Annotated in this window: 20 protein-coding genes and 1 pseudogene; 12 read left to right on the top strand and 9 right to left on the bottom strand. The window is 42.0% G+C overall.

Going from position 1 to position 18,736, the window contains the following annotated elements:
• Window positions 1–49 precede the first annotated feature (49 nt).
• The 5 genes from ABLT31_RS33675 (at window position 50) to ABLT31_RS33655 (ending at window position 5,917) form a co-directional block, all read left to right on the top strand.
• Window positions 50–1,114: a Leu/Phe/Val dehydrogenase gene (locus ABLT31_RS33675; protein ID WP_367759966.1), complete on the top strand. Its 1,065-nt coding sequence runs from the start codon at window positions 50–52 to the stop codon at window positions 1,112–1,114.
• The gene (gene lpdA, locus ABLT31_RS33670; RefSeq protein WP_367759964.1) at window positions 1,114–2,538 is read left to right on the top strand and encodes a dihydrolipoyl dehydrogenase; all 1,425 of its coding nucleotides are present in this window, start codon (window positions 1,114–1,116) and stop codon (window positions 2,536–2,538) included. The genes ABLT31_RS33675 and lpdA overlap by 1 nt, the downstream gene beginning before the upstream one ends.
• Before the next feature lie 76 nt (window positions 2,539–2,614).
• The gene (locus ABLT31_RS33665) at window positions 2,615–3,607 is read left to right on the top strand and encodes a thiamine pyrophosphate-dependent dehydrogenase E1 component subunit alpha (RefSeq protein ID WP_367760013.1); all 993 of its coding nucleotides are present in this window, start codon (window positions 2,615–2,617) and stop codon (window positions 3,605–3,607) included.
• A gap of 13 nt (window positions 3,608–3,620) precedes the next feature.
• Window positions 3,621–4,604 (top strand): alpha-ketoacid dehydrogenase subunit beta, encoded by a 984-nt coding sequence (locus tag ABLT31_RS33660; RefSeq protein WP_367759962.1) that lies wholly within the window; start codon window positions 3,621–3,623, stop codon window positions 4,602–4,604.
• A gap of 20 nt (window positions 4,605–4,624) precedes the next feature.
• A complete protein-coding gene (locus tag ABLT31_RS33655; RefSeq protein WP_367759960.1) occupies window positions 4,625–5,917 on the top strand; it encodes a dihydrolipoamide acetyltransferase family protein in 1,293 nt (430 codons plus the stop codon).
• Here the strand turns inward: ABLT31_RS33655 and ABLT31_RS33650 are convergent.
• Window positions 5,914–6,036: a hypothetical protein gene (locus ABLT31_RS33650; protein WP_367759958.1), complete on the bottom strand. Its 123-nt coding sequence runs from the start codon at window positions 6,034–6,036 to the stop codon at window positions 5,914–5,916. The genes ABLT31_RS33655 and ABLT31_RS33650 overlap by 4 nt on opposite strands.
• Window positions 6,037–6,057: 21 nt before the next feature.
• On the opposite strand from ABLT31_RS33650, the gene brnQ reads away from it, so the two are divergent.
• Entirely contained in the window at window positions 6,058–7,413 is a 1,356-nt protein-coding gene (brnQ, locus tag ABLT31_RS33645; RefSeq protein WP_367759957.1) for a branched-chain amino acid transport system II carrier protein, read from the top strand.
• A gap of 19 nt (window positions 7,414–7,432) precedes the next feature.
• Window positions 7,433–7,660, top strand: a complete 228-nt coding sequence (gene ilvN, locus ABLT31_RS33640; protein WP_367759955.1) for an acetolactate synthase small subunit — start codon at window positions 7,433–7,435, stop codon at window positions 7,658–7,660.
• A 242-nt stretch (window positions 7,661–7,902) separates the two neighbouring features.
• Here ilvN and ABLT31_RS33635 read toward each other — a convergent pair whose 3' ends face one another.
• Window positions 7,903–9,303 (bottom strand): hypothetical protein, encoded by a 1,401-nt coding sequence (locus tag ABLT31_RS33635; protein ID WP_367759953.1) that lies wholly within the window; start codon window positions 9,301–9,303, stop codon window positions 7,903–7,905.
• A gap of 267 nt (window positions 9,304–9,570) precedes the next feature.
• Here ABLT31_RS33635 and ABLT31_RS33630 point away from each other — a divergent pair, with 267 nt between their 5' ends.
• The gene (locus ABLT31_RS33630) at window positions 9,571–9,726 is read left to right on the top strand and encodes a hypothetical protein (protein ID WP_367759951.1); all 156 of its coding nucleotides are present in this window, start codon (window positions 9,571–9,573) and stop codon (window positions 9,724–9,726) included.
• A 370-nt stretch (window positions 9,727–10,096) separates the two neighbouring features.
• On the opposite strand, the gene ABLT31_RS33625 is transcribed toward ABLT31_RS33630, so the two are convergent.
• From ABLT31_RS33625 to ABLT31_RS33615, 3 genes are all read right to left on the bottom strand, one after another.
• Window positions 10,097–11,071 carry a cation diffusion facilitator family transporter gene (locus tag ABLT31_RS33625; RefSeq protein WP_367759949.1) on the bottom strand — a complete coding sequence of 325 codons (975 nt, stop codon included), beginning with the start codon at window positions 11,069–11,071 and terminating at the stop codon, window positions 10,097–10,099.
• Between the two features lie 290 nt (window positions 11,072–11,361).
• Window positions 11,362–11,769: a hypothetical protein gene (locus tag ABLT31_RS33620; protein ID WP_367760011.1), complete on the bottom strand. Its 408-nt coding sequence runs from the start codon at window positions 11,767–11,769 to the stop codon at window positions 11,362–11,364.
• Window positions 11,770–11,881: 112 nt separating this feature from the next.
• Complete coding sequence (locus ABLT31_RS33615) at window positions 11,882–12,904, bottom strand: DUF3231 family protein (protein ID WP_367759947.1); 1,023 nt, start codon at window positions 12,902–12,904, stop codon at window positions 11,882–11,884.
• Window positions 12,905–13,139: 235 nt separating this feature from the next.
• On the opposite strand from ABLT31_RS33615, the gene ABLT31_RS33610 reads away from it, so the two are divergent.
• Window positions 13,140–13,406, top strand: a complete 267-nt coding sequence (locus ABLT31_RS33610; RefSeq protein ID WP_367760015.1) for a hypothetical protein — start codon at window positions 13,140–13,142, stop codon at window positions 13,404–13,406.
• Window positions 13,292–13,753, top strand: a complete 462-nt coding sequence (locus ABLT31_RS33605) for a CBO0543 family protein (protein ID WP_367760009.1) — start codon at window positions 13,292–13,294, stop codon at window positions 13,751–13,753. Before ABLT31_RS33610 ends, ABLT31_RS33605 begins: the two co-directional genes overlap by 115 nt.
• A gap of 246 nt (window positions 13,754–13,999) precedes the next feature.
• On the opposite strand, the gene ABLT31_RS33600 is transcribed toward ABLT31_RS33605, so the two are convergent.
• Window positions 14,000–14,998, bottom strand: a complete 999-nt coding sequence (locus ABLT31_RS33600; RefSeq protein WP_367759945.1) for a DUF3231 family protein — start codon at window positions 14,996–14,998, stop codon at window positions 14,000–14,002.
• Between the two features lie 239 nt (window positions 14,999–15,237).
• On the opposite strand from ABLT31_RS33600, the gene ABLT31_RS33595 reads away from it, so the two are divergent.
• The gene (locus ABLT31_RS33595) at window positions 15,238–16,002 is read left to right on the top strand and encodes a tetratricopeptide repeat protein (RefSeq protein WP_367759943.1); all 765 of its coding nucleotides are present in this window, start codon (window positions 15,238–15,240) and stop codon (window positions 16,000–16,002) included.
• 40 nt (window positions 16,003–16,042) lie between these two features.
• Here ABLT31_RS33595 and ABLT31_RS33590 read toward each other — a convergent pair.
• From ABLT31_RS33590 to ABLT31_RS33580, 3 genes and pseudogenes are all read right to left on the bottom strand, one after another.
• Window positions 16,043–16,458, bottom strand: a pseudogene (locus ABLT31_RS33590) (transposase); the annotation flags it as partial.
• A gap of 49 nt (window positions 16,459–16,507) precedes the next feature.
• Window positions 16,508–16,828 carry a Spo0E family sporulation regulatory protein-aspartic acid phosphatase gene (locus ABLT31_RS33585; protein WP_367759941.1) on the bottom strand — a complete coding sequence of 107 codons (321 nt, stop codon included), beginning with the start codon at window positions 16,826–16,828 and terminating at the stop codon, window positions 16,508–16,510.
• Window positions 16,829–17,960: 1,132 nt separating this feature from the next.
• Entirely contained in the window at window positions 17,961–18,143 is a 183-nt protein-coding gene (locus tag ABLT31_RS33580; RefSeq protein WP_367759939.1) for a hypothetical protein, read from the bottom strand.
• A gap of 484 nt (window positions 18,144–18,627) precedes the next feature.
• Here ABLT31_RS33580 and ABLT31_RS33575 point away from each other — a divergent pair.
• Window positions 18,628–18,736, top strand: a 109-nt coding sequence (locus ABLT31_RS33575; protein WP_367760007.1) for a TetR family transcriptional regulator, incomplete at its 3' end; no start/stop codon positions are given.

The raw sequence follows: 18,736 nt of genomic DNA, 5'->3' as shown, positions 1-18,736 counted from the left end.
TCTATTAAATTTAAATATGCATTATTAAGTCCTTAGGGAGGATAAAGAAATGATATTACAATCTATGAAAAAGTATGATTACGAACAACTAGTTTTCTGCCAGGATAGAGAGTCCGGATTGACAGCTATTATCGCCATTCATGATACCACCCTGGGACCTGCTCTGGGTGGAACGAGAATGTGGACTTATGCACAAGAGGAGGATGCCATCATGGATGCTCTTCGTTTGGCCAGAGGAATGACTTATAAGGCCGCAGTTGCCGGATTGAATTTAGGCGGGGGAAAAGCCGTCATCATCGGCGATCCGCGCACAGATAAGAATGAACAAATGTTCCGCGCTTTTGGCCGCTTTATCGAAGGGCTGAGCGGACGTTACATTACGGCTGAAGATGTCGGTACAACAGAAGGTGACATGGATTTGATTCGTGAGGAAACCAAGTATGTGACAGGCGTTTCACCTGCTTTCGGCAGCGGAGGCAATCCCTCTCCGATTACCGCCTATGGCGTGTACAGAGGGATGAAGGCGGCAGCTTACGAAGCTTTCGAATCCGAGAGATTGGCCGGCAGGGTTATAGCCGTACAGGGGTTGGGCAATGTGGCTTACCATTTGTGCCGCCAGCTTCACGAGGAAGGGGCTAAGCTGATTGTTACGGACATTAACATGGATCGTGTCAATTGGGCGGTTCGTGAATTCGGCGCTCTGGCCGTTGGAGTTGAAGACATTTATGGCGTAGATTGCGATATTTTTTCACCCTGCGCGCTAGGAGGGGTCATTAATGATGAAACGATTCCCCAGTTTAAAGCGAAAGCGATTGCCGGGGCGGCCAATAATCAGTTGAAAGAGGAATACCATGGGGATCTTGTGGCGGAAATGGGGATTGTTTATGCACCGGATTATGTGATCAATGCGGGCGGATTGATTCATGTCGCTGATGAGCTTTTGGGCTATGACAGGGAGCGGGTCATGAAAAAAGTAGAAATGATCTATGATACTACCCTTCAGGTGTTTGAGATTGGCAAGCGCGATCAGATCCCGTCTTACTGTGCTGCCGACAGGCTCGCCGAGGAAAGAATCGAGAGCGTTAAAAAATACAAACTGGAGGTACATGCGTAATGGCAGCCAATGAATTTGATCTCGTTGTCTTAGGGGGCGGAACCGGCGGTTACGTTGCTGCTATCCGCGCCAGCCAACTCGGAATGAAGGTAGCGGTAGTGGAAAAGGACAAGCTGGGCGGCACATGCCTGCACCGCGGATGCATTCCGAGCAAGGCGCTTCTCCGTTCGGCCGAAGTCTATCACACCATGACCCGCAGTGCTGAATTTGGTATTGAGGCAGCGGATATTTCGGTTAATTTTCTAAAAATGCAGGAGAGAAAGCAGAAAATCGTAGACCAGCTTCATCAGGGCGTTCAATACCTGATGAAAAAAGGCCATATTACTGTATTTCATGGTGAAGGAAGGGTCATGGGGCCATCGATTTTCTCCCCACAGGCGGGAACAGTCGCCGTTACCAGGCCGGATGGGGAATCCGAGATCCTGGTTCCGAAGTTTTTGCTGTTGGCTACGGGCTCCAGGCCGCGCCTTCTTCCAGGAATGGAAGTGGACGGGCGGTATGTATTAACCAGCGATGAGGCTCTCCAGCTGGATCAGCTGCCCAAGTCCGTCATTGTCGTAGGCGGAGGGGTGATTGGCATCGAATGGGCTTCCCTGCTCAGCGATTTGGGCGTTGAAGTGCAAATAGTAGAATTTGCCGATCGCATCCTTCCTTCAGAAGATGCGGATATCAGCAAAGAAATGACCCGATTGCTGAAAAAACGCAAGATTCAAATCCATACGGGAGCCAGGGTGCTTCCGGAAACGATGCTGAAAGATGAAGGAATGGTCTATATCCAGGCGGAGAAAAAAGGGCAGTCTATCGAGCTCAAGGCAGAAAAATTGTTGCTGTCCGTCGGACGGGTGGCGAATGTGGAGAACATCGGGATCGAGAATACGGAAGTGAAAGTTGAACGAGGCGTCATTCAAGTAAAAGACCGTTTCCAAACGGCTGAACCCCATATTTATGCCATCGGTGATGTCATTGGCGGCCTCCAGCTGGCTCATGTCGCCTCCCATGAAGGAATGATCGCGGTCGAGCATATGGCCGGACGGAATCCTCACCCAGTCGATTATGACAAGGTGCCAAAGGTGACATACAGCAGGCCGGAGATTGCCAGCGTGGGATTCACCGAAGAAGAAGCCAGACAGAAGGGATTAAATGTCAAAACCGGCGTGTTTCCGTTCAAAGCGATTGGCAAGGCTTTGATCCATGGAGAAAGCGATGGGTTCGTGAAGATTATCGCCGATGAAAAAACCGGTGACCTGCTAGGGGTACATATGATCGGCCCGCATGTGTCCGACTTGATTGCTGAAGGAGCATTAGCAAGGGTGCTGGATGCCACTCCATGGGAAATCGCCCATACTATCCATCCTCATCCCTCCTTATCGGAGATTATGGGAGAAGCGGCGCTGGCAGTGGACGGGAAAGCAATTCATGCTTAAAGGTAGGTTTGATAGATGAAAGTTTACTAGATACGAAAACGAGGAGGAATCTTTCATGCATGCAGAAGGCCCCATCATGGTGAAGAGCAAGCACCAAGCCCTAGGTTTATCCGATCCGCAAGTTCTTGATATGTATTACTATATGGTCCTGTGCCGCAAGATTGATGAGCGGATGTATCTTCTCAACCGGGCAGGCAAAATTCCGTTTGTCATTTCCTGCCAGGGTCAGGAAGCAGCTCAAGTAGGGGCAGCTTTTGCCTTCGATAAGTCTAAAGATTTCCTCTGCCCTTATTACCGGGATATGGGTGTCGTTACGGTATTCGGGATGACCGTAAAGGATTTGATGCTTTGCGCGTTTGCCAAGGCGGAAGATCCGAACAGCGGCGGTCGGCAAATGCCCGGGCATTTCGGCGGTAAAAAGTATCGCATTTTAACCGGCTCCAGCCCAGTAACCACACAGGTGCCCCATGCGGTGGGCATGGCTTTGGCCGGCAGGATGGAAGGAAAGGATCTGGCTGTATTCACATCCTTTGGGGAAGGGTCAAGCAACCAGGGTGATTTCCATGAGGGGGCAAACTTCGCCGGAGTCCATAAGCTGCCCGTGATCTTCTTTTGCGAAAACAATAAGTATGCCATCTCTGTTCCTCTATCCAAGCAGGTTGCCTGCGAAAGTATTGCCGACCGAGCTAAAGGCTACGGCTTTCCGGGTGTCAGCGTAAACGGAAATGACCCGCTTGCCGTCTACCAAGTGATGAAAGAAGCGGTTGATCGGGCGAGAAGAGGGGAAGGGCCGACACTGGTCGAGGCTGTCATGTATCGGCTGACGCCTCACTCCAGCGATGATGATGACCGCGCCTATCGTTCCCGCGAAGAAGTGGAAGAAGCGAGAAAGAACGATCCGATCCCGCTCTTTAACCGTTATCTTAAGGAAGCTGGCGTGCTGGATGAAGCGAAAGAGAAAGAAATTCATGAGCGGATTATGCGGGAAGTCGATGAGGCGACCGACTATGCCGAAAGGGCACCGTATCCGGCACCGGAAGATACACTGAAACACGTTTATGCGGAATAGGGGGAAATAAAAGATGGCAGTCATGACTTATATTGAAGCCGTTACACAAGCCTTGCTCGAGGAAATGCACAAGGACAAGCGAGTATTTGTTTTAGGGGAGGACGTTGGTGTTCGCGGCGGCGTATTCAGAGCCACTCAGGGTCTTTATGAAGAATTCGGCGAACAGAGAGTGATCGATGCCCCGCTGGCTGAATCGGCGATTGCCGGCGTGGCGATCGGGGCGGCGGCTTACGGAATGAGACCGGTTGCGGAAATGCAGTTTGCCGATTTTATAATGCCTGCGGTCAACCAGATTGTAAGCGAAGCGGCAAAGATGAGATACCGTTCCAACGGGGATTGGAATTGTCCACTTGTCGTCCGAGCGCCGTACGGAGGCGGCGTTCATGGAGCATTGTACCATTCGCAAAGCGTAGAGGCCATGTTTTGCAACACGCCCGGACTGAAAGTGGTTGCGCCGTCCACCCCTTACGATGTGAAGGGTTTGCTAAAAGCTGCCATTCGCGATGAAGATCCCGTACTTTTCTTTGAGCATAAGCGATGCTACCGCTTGATCAAGGGAGAAGTACCTGATACCGATTATACGGTTCCGATCGGCAAAGCGGACGTGAAACGGGAGGGGACAGACATTACCGTCATCTCTTATGGTCTTACTCTGCATTTTGCCCTTCAGGCGGCGGAAAAATTGGCCCAGGATGGATACAGTTCCCACATTTTGGATTTGCGCACCCTCTATCCGCTCGATAAGGAATCCATCATTCAGGCAGCCCGCAAGACAGGGAAAGTACTTATTATCCATGAGGACAACAAGGAAGGCGGAGTCGGTGGTGAGGTTGCGGCCGTGGTCGCAGAAGAGTGCTTATTTGAACTGGATGCTCCGATCAAACGCCTATGCGGACCAGATGTGCCGGCTATGCCGTACAGTCCGCCGATGGAGAAGTTCTTTATGTTAAATCCAGATAAAGTCTATACAGCGATGAAGGAATTAGCTGAATTCTAGAGGGAGCAGGAGGAGAAACAATGGCAGAAAAAGTGTTCATGCCCCAGCTGGGGGAAAGCGTGACGGAGGGTACTATTTCCAAGTGGCTGGTGAAAGCGGGGGATCAAGTAAAAAAATATGATCCGATTTGTGAAGTGACCACCGATAAGGTCAATGCCGAAGTGCCGTCCACCTTTTCCGGAACAATCTCGGAAATTGCAGTGCAGGAAGGCGAAACGGTAGCGGTTGGAACCTTAATATGCTGCATAGCCGCTGAAGGCGAAGCAGCATTACCGGTGCCTTCTGCACCGATTCCCGTGCAAGCCTCAACCGAATCATCTGCATCCAAAGAAGAGGAACCGATCAAGCATCGATATTCCCCTGCCGTGCTGAAGCTGGCCCAAGAGTATGGTCTGAATCTTGGAATGATCAGCGGAACGGGAGCAGGCGGCAGAATCACCCGTCAAGATGTACTGGAGATTGCGGAAGGCAAGAGGCAGATGGCTGCGACTGCCGTCGCCGAGCCGGTACCGGCCGTTTCCGCCGCAAACGTTGCTGTATCCGTCGCTGCGCCGCCGACAGCACAGGCTGTGGCAGCCCCAGTTAAACCGGCAGCAGCTATGATACCGGGCAGCCCGGGGGATCAGGTGATCCCGGTTTCCGCGATCCGCAAGACGATCGCCAACCGTATGGTACAGAGCAAGCACGACGCGCCGCATGCCTGGACGATGGTGGAATGCGATGTGACGAATCTAGTAAACTACCGCACCCAAGTAAAGAATGAATTCAAGAAACAAGAAGGGATCAATTTGACTTACCTGCCTTTCTTCATTAAGGCTGTAGTGGAAGCGCTTAAGGAATTCCCGATTCTCAATTCCCAATGGGATGCAGACAAGATCCTGATGAAGAAGGCGATCAACATTTCGATTGCTGTGGCTACAGACGATGCCTTGTTTGTGCCTGTTATTAAAGATGCTGATCAAAAAAGCATCTTTGGCCTGGCGAAAGCGGTGGATGACCTGGCCAAGAAAACGCGTGGGGGCAAGTTAACCGTGGAGGATATGACAGGGGGCACATTTACCGTCAATAATACGGGCTCGTTCGGATCGGTCCTGTCTACCCCGATTATTAATCAACCGCAGGCGGCGATCTTGAGTGTCGAAGCGATTGTCAAGCGACCGGTAGTCATTGACAATATGATTGCCATCCGCGATATGATGAACCTCTGCCTGTCTCTTGATCATCGCGTACTTGATGGGTTAGTGTGCGGGCGTTTCCTTCAGCGTGTCAAGCAGAAGATCGAAGGCTTTGGCGAGGATACTAAGCTGTATTAGGCAGACAGGGAGATAGGACGGATCACAAGTTGGAGTACTGGAGTCGGGGCCTTCCGGCTCCCGCCCAACCTGCATGCATGATCCGCAAATGTGGTTAGATTATCCCGATTCTTAAACATGAACGGGAGGGGGAGGATACAATGAAGCAATTATCCGGAAAAGAAATGATAGCTATAGGATTGATGTTATTTGCCCTGTTTTTTGGTGCGGGCAACCTCATCTTTCCCCCAGCTCTAGGACAGGAGGCGGGAACAAGTCTTTGGGTTGCCATGGTGGGATTTTTGATTACTGGGGTAGGGCTGCCGCTTTTATCTGTAGCCGCCGTTGGGATGGCAGGGGGCAGTTTGCAAGCCTTAGCTAATCGGGTTCATCCTGTTTTTGGAATCGTTTTTACGATTGTTATTTATTTGGCCATCGGTCCGCTTTTCGGTATTCCGCGAACCGGTACAGTTGCTTTTGAAATGGGAGCATTCCCTTTTTTGCCAGAGGAAATCCGATTGCAGCCCTCAGCACTTTTTCTGTACTCGGTTGTATTTTTCGGCATCACATTTTGGCTTTCTATCCATCCGTCCAAGCTTGTCGATCGAATCGGAAAAGTATTGACACCCCTATTGTTGGGAACTATCGCCTTATTGGTTATCAAAAGTTTCATCTCGCCGATCGGTGAGTTGGGAAATCCGGAGCCAGCGTATCAGGAAGCGCCTTTCTTCAAAGGGTTCATTGAAGGATATTTAACCATGGATACGATTGCTGCTCTCGTATTCAGCGTGGTTGTTATTTCCGCCATTGAAGAACGGGGCATAAAGGACCGTAAAGTGTTGGCAGCAACGACGTTGAAGGCGGGAATGATCGCCGGGGCGGGTTTGGCCCTTGTCTATCTTTCGCTTTCTTTTCTTGGAGGCTCCAGTTCTGAAATCCTTGGTGTTTCCGAGAATGGCGGGGAAATTCTCTCGAACGTAGCCTACCGACTATTTGGCTCGTCCGGTACCATGCTGCTTGGACTGGCTGTAACGTTGGCCTGCCTAACGACATCGGTCGGATTGGTTGCAGCATGCGGGAGATTTTTTGCGAAAATTTTTCCCGTCGTTTCCTATAAAACAATCATTAGCATTTTGACTCTTTTTAGTGCACTGGTGGCTAATATCGGATTGACGCAGATCATCAATCTTTCTGTTCCTGTTCTGATCGGCATATATCCGCTCGCGATCGTGTTGGTCTTGCTGTCTTTTTTTCACCATCGCTTTAAAGGGCACGCAGAGGTTTATCAAGGAGCTTTGATCGCAACTATTTTTGTCAGTCTGGTGGACAGCATGAGTCAAGCCGGTCTTAGAATGGAAACGATCATTTCGATTTATCAACAATATCTCCCGTTATATGTGGTAGGCATTGGATGGGTCATTCCAGCTTTGGGCGGGGCTGTTTTAGGATACCTTGTGGCTAGACTCAAGAGAAAAGAAGGGAAAGCAAAAAGAGATCCCGTGGAAAAGGTGGGTTAAGAGCGAGGTGGTGGAATGAATGGAAGTCAAGGTGTTATTCTACAATCGTCCAACTGTACTGGTCCGTTTGGTCGGTTTATTCTCAAAACCAGGATTCAATATAGACAACATGGTAGTCAGCCCTTCCGAACAACAAGAGTTATCTAATATGCTGATTATGGTCGAGGGTAATCAAGAGGAACTTCACCTTATTTTTAACCAAATAGAAAAACTGCACGATGTCATCAAAATTGATCGAGTAGATTGATTAGTTGATAATAAGATTCCCCCTTCTAAAAATAATGTTATGGGGGCTTCGACCATAATGCTCTGGGTTTTCGTGCTGCTTTAATGGCGAAAACCCCACCTGTTATCACCGGAAACAGGGGCTTTGGAAGTCATTGAAAATGGCTATGTGAATCAATAATAGGCAACGGTTGAGGGAGCAGGCGAAAAAATATATCGCGTACCCCACTCATCCTCGTGCTGGGGGTCTTTCTAGCGACATATTTATTCTTTTTTTGCTAAAAAAACTGAAAGCTTTTTATAACCCTCGGATTCTTGTAACATACCTTTTTCTTTATAAAGTTTACTTAGCCAACGCACGGGATCAATGGCATTCGGATGTAACTCCATTTCCCATGTGAAGCACTCAATGGATTGATCCAGCAGACTAAATTGATAATATAATTCACCTAACTTAGTAAGTTGATCTGTATTTTGCGACAAACATTCGAGTTGATCTACTTCATCAAGTACATGAAGATTTGGACTGGTTTGTCTTATGGGCTGTAGCCATTTTTTTACTTCAGTAGGATTATTCTGTTTAAGAAGGCTAATCACGATACGGCGGACTATATCTTCCTTTTTTTCTGGGTGATCGGGATATAATTTACTAATTAATTTGTTCATATTTCTTACGTTGGTTAGAGTAGAGGAATCTACACCATCTAACATAGATTCGATCATTTCGGTATGCATAGCTGGTGGATAAGGCGATTGATTGGCGATAAGCTGCAAAGCTTCATGAAACAGTTTGAGATGGATTTGTTCCCGAAGGATATCTTCTGTAAAAAGAGTATACTCAGGTGAACAAGCCATCAAAAACTTTAAAGCTTCATATCGTTCTTCATGCTTTAATTGATTTTTCAACAATTCGATAAACTGTTCATAGCTATAAAAATCATGTTTTACCTCAAACAGATGAATAAATAATACCAGTTGGTCAAGATGGCGTGACTGTTGTTTGAGTAATTCATGCAGCTTAACTTCATATTTCCGTTCATTACGATGGTGATAATAGAATCTTTCCTTGGACAGGGAATCTTGTTCTAGAAGAGAAGTGGGATTGGTTTCCTCCATTTTCCGATACTTTTCAAACTCTGGAGTTCCAATCAATTGCTTCGTTGTTTTGGTTTTTGGTGAGAAGTGAAGTAATACTTTTGCGGTCTGGTAAGCCTTAAGAAATTGGCCATTCCGTCTAAAATGATTAAAGATTTCACGGATAACAGCAATGAGTTGTTGCTTTTGAATAAAAGAGTCCATACGGGTTGCAGCAATGGCAATTTCCTGAAGGGAAAGATCATTCTGTAATTCAGTAAATAGATTGTTTATATTTGGAATATGCGCCTTTCGATTTTTGGGTAGTAAGACGGAGAAGAGAGGATGAGAGGGGGAAATGATAATTCCTTGCTGAAATACCTCATCAATGAACGTGCTTTCTACTACTTGTTTGATTTTCCCTCCGCCAAGCAATATATTTTTGAAGTAGATCAAATAAAAAACCGAGTCATTCAAATCGTTAATCTCCAACACTCTAGTCTGAAGATAAATTCCGATTCGAACAACTCGGCCCTGAAAGGTCTCATGTGAGGGTTGAAAGCTCCATTTCATGGTGTGTAAATTAGTCATTTTCGATGCCTCCTTTTTTACAACTATATCACAATATAAATTTTAAAGGCAATCATTTGGAAGTATTTACCTATATGGAAAAATTAGGAAAAACAGTGAACTTGACAATAGTGTTTTCATCAGTTTTCACCTAAATCATTAATAGTATTTAGCTTAAAATAAAGTAAAAGTAAAAAGTTTAAAGCCAAGTCTTTTAGTTGTTGTTAGGAACGGGATTCGAAAGTAAAGAGCTTTTTGACTTACTAACAAATTGATTAGGTGATATAAATGAATGAGCAGCTTAAAGGATTCCTGCATGATTTAGTTTTCTTGCTTCATGAAAAATACAATGATACTTTACAAAACAATGAGAAAGAAACAGAGAACGGTAAAAGAATTTTTTGTTGCAACTTACTTGGTGGGAGTCTTATTTACACTGATTAGTATCTTTTTTGCTAAAAATAGTATGGATAGAAATACATTCGGCAGTTACTTCGAAAAGGGTTGCTACGGCAGCCCTTGTTTGTTATTCCGCTCCCTCGTAGAATAGTGAAATAATAAGGTTCTTATTAATGTCCATTCATAGGATGAAACTTGTTTTACTACCAAGTCGTATGTTTACTGCGAAAAGTTATTCAACAAAGATTTAGCATATTTTAACAAGTTAACGAATGGATTTAGCTAAACCGAAGGACGGAGATCGATAGTTCAAAAGGGCAACCAAACAAACAAGGGCCTCTTCACCAACAAATACTGTTGGGAGAAGCCCTGTTGATGTTTGGCTCGAACCGGTTAGGATTGAGTCGTTCTTTTTTTACTTTGTGATGTCATCCAGCTTTTGCTTTTTTTCTTCCCAATGATTGATGTGATCCGTTTGATCTAACTCAATTGTCACATCGGTTACTCCCTCTTGAGAGAGAATTTGTTTTTCTAACCGGTCTTTAATAGCATCTGCGTGGGCTATGGTAAGGGAAGGGTCAACTTCAATTTCAAGCTCTGCATGAAGCTCTTCTCCTTCGCGAAGAACTACGATCCTTTGAATATCTTTTACGTCTGAATCTTTCATCAAAAGTTCTCCAATGCGAGCTTCCATGGTATGGTCTGCTTCACCGATCGCTCCAGATACATTATCCAAGAAAACGCGGCTCACTACGTAAAACATGGATATACCGATAATCACGGAGGCCAGTCCTTCCGCTTGCACAAAAGGAGTAAAGTGACCAAGGAGAACGGCTATAATCGCAAGAACTCCTCCGCTTGATGCCACCATATCTTCCATAAAAACAAGACGTGTCGCTGGTGAAGCTTTTTTAAGGTGCTTAAAACTTGTGCCGATAACCGCTAGTCCTTTTGCTTCTACACCTACTTCGGCCACCACATACTTCATCGCCTTGTATAAGACGAAAAACTCAAGCACCACTCCAATGCCGAAAACAGGTAAAAGAATGTAAAGCTGTCCGCCTTCTATAGGGTGTAAAATGTGGTGTATGCCTTCTTTAACCGTTTCATAGCTCATAATGGCAACGACAAGCACGGCTGCAAGGCAAACTAGATTGACTACACGGCCAAAACCATTCGGAAAACGATCGGTTGGTGCCTTTTTGGAAAGAGCGGTTCCTATATAGACAAAACCTTGATTGGCGGAATCTGCAAGGGCATGCATAAATTCCGCAAACATGGCCGTACTGCCTGTCAAAAGCCATGCTCCCCCACGAAGTAAAGCAATGAACAAATTGACGACCGATGCGATAAGGGATGACTTGTTTCCATGTTTTAACAATTGGAACATAAAACTCCTCCTTACTATTATGTCTTACCAATTTTATCAAATAAAACCAAGAATTGCTTATTTGTTGTGAACCACGATGATTGGCGGGATTGCTACCGAGGAGCAACGAAGTAAGTGAGATTAATTATATTATTCCGGTAACGGGATTCGATAGTTCCACATCGTGGGCTGTTTCCACAGTCCTTTTTTTATTGAGCTATTGGGCAGATTAGCGCAATAAAAACATAAAAAAAGAGCGACCTTCCATGGGTGGCTCCGTTAAATTTGTTTTCTTCTTACGAGATAATATCTTATATAATTCCAACACCTACGAAAATTCCTATAATACCTAACCAGACACCACCGAGCAAATGGTTTGAGTATATAACACCAATTGTCCCAAAGTATGCTCCAAATACAAATGGAATTGCATCGTATGGTGAAATAACACCACTAGAATCTTTATATGCGTCCCATATGCCGAACATATAAATACAAGGGTAAAACATTAGCCATTGATAATTTGAATATGTAATTGCTTGCGTTATGTCTCCGTGGAAACTTGCAATGATGACTTCGTTTAAATTAGATTGGAGGTTAATCAGAAATTCCAATACAATCAGTAACAGACCTTTTAAAAACTTACCGTTCAGAATTTGCCCAAATCCGGGTAGGGCAATACTCCATAACAGTACCTCAATACGATGGCACTTTCCCATTCCCTTCCCAACTTTACATTCAAAATCAGTTAAACCGTTCAAGATTTTCCGATTATCATTATAGGGGAAGTCCAACAAACGTTACTCCTTCAAAAAACGAAAACAAAAACCTTTAACTGTATTCCGAACGTTTCGCAATCGAAATGTTGTGTACAGCGTGAGGGGCTTCCTCTAACCATTCATTTTCAATCATCAAATTTGCACCATCCTCTGCATAGGCAATGGCTTCGGTTAGAATCTTCATAAACAAATTTCCCAAATCGCGTCTTGCAACCGTCCCTAAAGCTGTTCCATAAACTCCAATAGATAGACCACTTATTGCTGATACATGAAACATCATCAATTTGTCCGAGAATGGCGGGGTAGTGGAGTTAAGAACATCGGAATCCCATGTCGGTGATACGTTTATATTTTCTTCGGCTAGTTTATGTCCCAAGTCGTGAATATTTTTAAAAGCAATATCTATTCCTCTCACGAAATAATCTCGAACCTTTTGTTTACGAGCAACCTGACTAAATCCAAGAAGCAATGCTTTTCCAATGCCATTCCTTTGGATATTGTAATAAAGTTGTGTAATTTCCAATGCATTCATAGGTCTCCTATTCCCCAACCATCCAGTCAAATAACTCTGCTTTTGGATAAACTCGACTTTTTCAGGGATAGGGATAGGGGCTGCTCTGCTATATAGTCCTTTGGATAATAGGCATTCTAAACTTTTTTCATATAAATCTTTAGCGGATATATATGCCTTTGAAAAAAACTCATATATATCTCTACGAGCTACCGATGACACGGACAAACTATAGGTAGTCATAGCTAATTTAGACATATTATGTACGTAGTTTAAGAAGTAAGTATCGGAGTATAAAGCAGGAGCATTTAGATCAACGTCTTGTTCTCCGAACCCAACAGGAATGGGATGACCTTCTTGATTATATATCTCTGTTATTTCCTTAATATGCGTTTGGCTTACACCGAGAGCAAATTCCAATACCGCAAGTATTTCGGTATCCTGAGTTTTAGCTATAAAATATTTAAGAACGCAGACAGACATGCTATCAGTCATATAGGTTGACCAAAGGTTGCCTATTTCAGAAGAGGTTAGTCTGATATTATGCTCTGTTTTTGTTTCCATTGTTTTTCGCTCCTTACCAACTTTTGTCTTAGTTTCTCCGAATGTATTGGAAATAATTAGTACAAAAATTCCTTGTTGTTCTAAAGGGGATCGATTGTTAGGAGCTGTGTACCATCGCTGTTCCTTATTGTTATTGAGGGAAGGGCAGGTTTGTTTAGTAATTTGGGTTTAGTAATTTGGGTATATTAACCTTAAATATAAAAATATAAATAGCTTAGAGGGAGTTTAATAAAGAATGACATTCCAAGAAGGGTTAAATCAAGTCGATAAAGCTGGTCAAAAGGTTGTTGAAGCAAATCAAATGATAACAGATGCGGTTATACAGGCTTTTTTGTTTACGTGGAAATGGTGGGTAGGATTAGCTTTATTAGTGGTTCCGTGGATTCTTTGGGCAATATTTCGCAAAAAAGAAAGTTCGGTTCGGCTTCTTTTAGCAGGATTTGTAATCATGGTTATATCAACGATTTTGGATTCATTTTTGGAAAATGGTCATATCCTGTAAGAGTAGTTCCTTCAGCCCTTGTCTATTTCCCATTTCGGTTTGGACTGTTACCTGTTGCTGTCATGTTCTTTATACAATTTAAACCTAATCTTAATCCATTTGTTAAAGCCGTCATTTTCGGCGGTTTAGGTGCATATGTAGGAATGCCAGTCATGGCGATGCTCGATTTGTATAAACCAATCGATTGGGCTTATACATACTCTTTCTTTATTTTAGCTTCCATGTTTATAGTGGCTCATTGGTTCAGTCGAATAAATACCTTTGAAAAAATTCAATTAAAAAACATTGAAAATCGTAATTACAAATTTAGCTTTAAATTCCCTCGTAGAAGAGAAAAAATAAGGTGAACGATTACTGATTAAGAAGAAAATGTGTTTAGCCCATCGGGTTACAATAGGTTGTTTTTATGACTTTCTTTGGAATGCGTTATTTAACTATCGGGATTCGTTAGCGGAGGAACGGGATCGGCATCCATCCCCTGCTTTTTTGCTGCGAATGGGCAGGATAACACAATAAATTCAAAGTGACTATAAATTCATTTTTAAATATTAAAAAACTTTTTATCTTATAAATAAAAGGTTTTTAGTGATTTCTTACAACTTACTTGCCAGTGCCTTACGGTCTGGTACAGTAGGGGGTTGTTCCAACCATTGATTTTTTATCATAATATTTGCTCCATCTTCAGCGTATTGGGCAATTTCGGCTGTTAGTCGAGCATACTGAACGCCCAAGTCACGTCTTGCGCTAGTACCTGCGGCAGCACCGTAATATCCTATTCCACCAGCAATGAGTGCTGTCACATGAAACATTATTAATTTGTCTGAAAATGGTGCTACTATCGACTGGGTTACTGCGGTATCCCAAGGCATAGGCGAAAGTATGTCATTTTCTCGAAGGATGGAACTAAAAATCTCCACATGCTTTTGAGCTATTTTTTTACCTCTCAACATAAAATCACGAACTTGTTGAGACTGGGCAACTTGGCTAAAACCAGTTAGCAAGTTTGCACCTAATATGTTTCTTGTCATGTTAAAGAAGAGAAGACTCATTTCAATCGCATTCAACGGTCTACGATCTCCAATCCATCCGTTTAAGAAACTTTGCTCTTGAACTAATTCCACCTTTTCTTGAACTGGTATATATGGTGGTCTTATGTAAATTCCTTTCGATAACATTACCTCTGTTGACCTCTGAAAAAGTTCAGTAGTTGAGGCAAGCAACTCAGCATAAAAATTTCGAATATCTGAACGGGTACTATTCGCCAATGCAAGACTGTTAAGATTAAGTGTATATTTTGCGGTACTATTTACATAGTCAAGGATAAATTGGTCTGAAAACAGTCTAGGAGCGTTTAAGTTCACATCTTTATCCGTAAAACCTAGTGGAATAGCATTGCCTTCGTCTGTAAAGATTTCCGTTATTTTTTTTACGTGTTTTTGATTTAATTCCAAAGCGTATTCGACAATAGGGCGAATTTCTTTATCTTCCACTATTTCTAAAAAGTATTGAAAAAAGCAGACTGTCATACTTTCATTCATATAAGTTGTCCAAAGGAGAGCTAATTCCGATGATGTTAATTTTATTGTTTCCATTAAGACGTATTCCTCCACATTTTAAACCGTTTCATAAAATGAATTTTAAAGATAGTATGTGCAAGTAAAACAAAAGTATAATTTTGGAGTGAAACTTAGTTGAAGTAACGGAGATCGATAGCAGGGGAACGGGATCGGCATCCGTCCCTTGCTTCATCACTTCGGAAACGTGCTAGATTATTTAATAAAGGTTGATAAGGATACGAATAAAGTGCCATTTTATTAGAGGTGAAAGAACATTGAGCTTATACGAAGAAGCTGACGAATTGTATGCCAATGGTCATTACCAAGAAGCATATGAAAAATTTGAATTAGCCTATATCAATGACGAAGAAAACCAAGTTAATTGCTTTAATTACATGGCGTGTTGTCAAATCGAACTGGGGAATTACCAACAGGCAATAGAATTGTTAGATAAAGCAATAAAAGTAAGTCCTACGTGGGAAAGGTTACTTTTTAATAAGGGTCGCGCTCACTTGAAACTTGATAATCAAAAAGAAGCTTTTGCGTATTTCAACAGAGCAATTATGGGTAATCCCAACAGTGAAGATGCCTATTATTATCTTGGTGTGTATTATGAAAAGATTGCTGAGTACGAAAAGGCAAAACTATATTATCAAAAGTCATTGGAAATTAATGATGCACAAGCGGAAACCCATTTGAATTTAGGGAGAATGTGTTGGTATTTACAGGATATAGATGAAGCCATAAAGGAGTTTGACTTGGCTCACCAGTACGATAATCAGTGTTTTGATGCGTTGTGGAACAAGGGATTAGTATTATGTTCGCTAAAACAATTTGGTGAAGCTATTGATTGCTTTGAGAAAGTTTATAAGCATAACCCCGAAGATACGGAAAATATGAACGAGATGGCACATGCCTTCTATGAATTGAAGGATTACCCGAATTCTTTAAAGTGGATACAAAAAATTTTGGAAATTGAACCCGAAAATGAAAATGCTTTAGAACGGATATTGGTTATTAATGAACGATTAAATGAATAGGTCTTGTGGAAGGTTTTGTATGGAGTACATTAATTTGCTATTAACCTATATCCACGAAGGTCTCTTTACGCTTTAATAGTGCATAAATCCAATGAAGCAGCCTATTAGCACAAGCAATCATCACAACCTTAAAGGGCTTTCCTTCTTCTGATTTTCTAGTGTAGAACTCCTTAAGTTTCTTATTGCAGGAACCCTAAAGGTCAATTCCGCTTGCAGCGGTTTACCGACTTCGGTAATCCCGCAAAGAACGTCCATATTCAAGGTGTGCCGTAGTCTACTGGATCCACGTTTGGTAATACGGTTGATGGCGGCCATAAACTTACCTGACGAATGTACACGAGGGTCCATGCCAGCGAAAGCGACCAGTTTTTTAGGGTGATTAAACCGATCTATCTCACTGATTTCAGAAAGAATCGTTGCTGCGATTTTTTCTCCAATATCAGGGATAGATTCCAAAAAGAATGAGTCATCCAGTGGCATTTATAATAAAATGTTTTGTTTTTACCTAGTAGATCCGTTGATTCTGGTTTATGATAGCCGTACAGGGAACATAGCTTAGTAAAACATAATGAGGAAGACATAGTATATAAGGTATGGTTATGTAGGCAAGCCGAAAAACGATTGAGATATACCTTTCTACCGTTTTTTCTGGATCATGAATGGACTTGGTTAATCGATATTGTTTGTTCAGCTTTTGGTCTAGCTGTTGACTTATTTTCACCAAGTCAGGATGAGAGAAGCCGTCCACTTGTTTGCTTAATTGATACATTTGTCTTTTTAGTTGCTTAATTTCTTCATTAATCTGAGTTAATTCATCCATTGTCATTCCTAAATCCCCTTGTTTATCAGAATTTGTCCACTTTTCAATTTTAAATCATACAAACTTTCATTGCTATTTGATTTTATCGACATTTTTCACATAAGGTCATTTAACATATATAAGCAGTACTTAATCTTTTTATTTATATAGAAATGACTATATAACTATTAATAAGCTCTTCAGAAAAATAAATAACTTTCCGAATGTTACCAATTAATACAAAAAATTATGCATTACTGTTATCAGTAATGCATGAGAGGGTAATTCTATTTGATTTACATATTATTATGTAGTAAAAGGTCTTAGACGAGTGGAGAGAATCAGCGGAAGGAGATCGTCATTTTTTCTCTTTTTGATAACCGGATTTCTATCATTCCCGGTTGATATAAAGTACCAAAAATGTTTATTTACGGTACTTTATTTTCGGTAATTGTAAGCCAACGATATTATGCGATTAACCATGTTCTAAAACTCATGACCAAAAAACTAAGATCTATTATTTACGCGTTTATCCTTTTCGGTACTATAATGTTAGAAAATACAGGTAAGGACAGTAATGATATGATTTTCAGGTATGCTAGGGAGAGTAGGCAGTACCGAAATTTAGACCTATAGAACTTTATTTAGAAGGGTACCGCAATATCGAGAGTTCGTCTCTTCTAGTTGCAAAGTTATCCAAAAAAATAACCATTAGCTTCGTTTAGCTAATGGTTTTATTACAGGAGGTATTTTCCTTATCACAAATATCTAAAGGATCTTCTTCATGTAGCAAGTTCCGGTACGGAATCCATTTGATAAGATTGTCTTTGTAGTTGATTTCGTATGGTATTACTTAAGATATAAATACGTTTCCCATCTCTAAACAATTTATCATATCCAATTTCACAACAGATATTATAAATCTCATCAAAATTAGCAAATGACATACAGACACCTCTTCTCTAATAAATTCTAAACTCAGTTCCGGTTGAACAAAAAAGACTTCGTTCTGAGGTCCACTTCATGTATTTGCAATAAATGTAATCGTTTATGGGAACTTTCTAAAAGATGTGACCAACCCTTTTGAAATGGAAGCATAAACGAAATTACAGACATTATTTCAAGCCGTATAATAGAGTATGGTGAATTCACCATACTCTCATACTATAATTGGGATAAACCAGCAGCCCATAGGGGTTTTATCAATATGAACGTGAAATCCCTGTTCTTTAATATATTTCTCGATGAGTTCAGTGACTAGGGTGTTTTCTGAATAGGCGGAGAACCCGTTTTTTAATTTTATTACTTCGGCTCGAGCCAATTCTCTATGATTAATAATCATAAGCTATCCTCCTCTGGTTTTATTCTAAAAATTCTAAACACATCTTCTCTTTTCAATCATATTTTTCATGATATTAGTATTCTTCGTGATCGTCTGAGTAGGTCAGGGATATTTTGTCTCGACAATCCCAACATTCTGTTCTGGTTTTTTCCAGTAGACTAAGTTCTTCATCACAATGTACACAACGATCAGTCATCATATCCATAACCTCCTCTTCTAAAAAATAACTAGACATATTTTGTCCATGGTGTTAATTAGATTGTATAAATCTTATAATACAGAATATTAGATAAATTGTAAATTAATATAGTATGAATTTTCCTTTAAATATTTATTTCAATTGTGTGATCATAATTTCTAGCACCTGAACTATATGATGCTTTTTTAATTGCAAATGTACTGTTGCCCTTGACAATATATATAAACTGGAATAAAATAACAATGTCAGTAAGTACTGACAGTCATTGTAGGAAGAGGGATGAGAATGAGCAGCAGAAACAATCTGGGTACTGATGATAAGCTGCTGTTGGCAGCGATTGATCTAATAGCAGAGAAAGGCTACAACGGTGTATCTACCAAGGAAATAGCCGAAG

The organism is Ammoniphilus soli, from assembly GCF_040813775.1.
The sequence above is the reverse complement of the archived record's forward strand: the minus strand, read 5'-3'. Positions and strand labels throughout refer to the sequence as shown.